This window comes from Paracoccus sp. Z118 (genome assembly GCF_019061185.1).
GTDB lineage: Bacteria > Pseudomonadota > Alphaproteobacteria > Rhodobacterales > Rhodobacteraceae > Paracoccus.
Map to the genome: position 1 here is coordinate 1 of NZ_JAHQZU010000111.1, position 567 is coordinate 567.

At 67.7% G+C, this 567-nt stretch carries 1 protein-coding gene; it reads left to right on the plus strand.

Annotated features, from left to right (window positions below):
- The coding region (locus KTN05_RS17745; RefSeq protein WP_371823407.1) for an alcohol dehydrogenase catalytic domain-containing protein at nt 1–567 on the plus strand (567 nt) is incomplete at both ends.

Below are 567 nucleotides of genomic sequence, written 5' to 3' on the forward strand. Positions count from 1 at the left end.
GACATCATGCCGCGAAACAGCCTTGAACTGAGATCCACCATCACGACGGACGGAACGCTGCGGATCAATCTGGAACGCGTCTCCGTTGCCGAACCTGGGCAGGGCGAGTTGCTGGTCCGGGTCGAGGCCGCGCCGATCAACCCCTCGGACCTGGGGCTGCTATTCGGCCCAGCCGACATGGAGACCCTGCGCGCGGAGGGCACCGGGGAAGCGCCGGTCCTGACGGCGAAGGTTCCTCCGCATCTGCTTCCCGCCGTCAGTGCCCGGCTGGACCAGTCGATGGCGGTGGGCAACGAAGCCTCCGGGACCGTGATCGCGGCCGGTCCCGACCTGCAGGATCTGGTGGGAAAGCGCGTCGCCATGATCGGGGGCGCGATGTATGCCGAGCTGCGCCTGATCCGCCGTGATGCGTGCATCGTCCTGCCGGAGGGCGCCACGGCGGTCGAAGGGGCGGCGCTCTTCGTCAACCCGCTCACGGGCCTCGGCTTTGTGGAAACCATGCGGGCCGAGGGCCACAAAGCCATCATCCATGTTCCCGCCGCGTCGAACCTGGGGCAGATGCTGGTG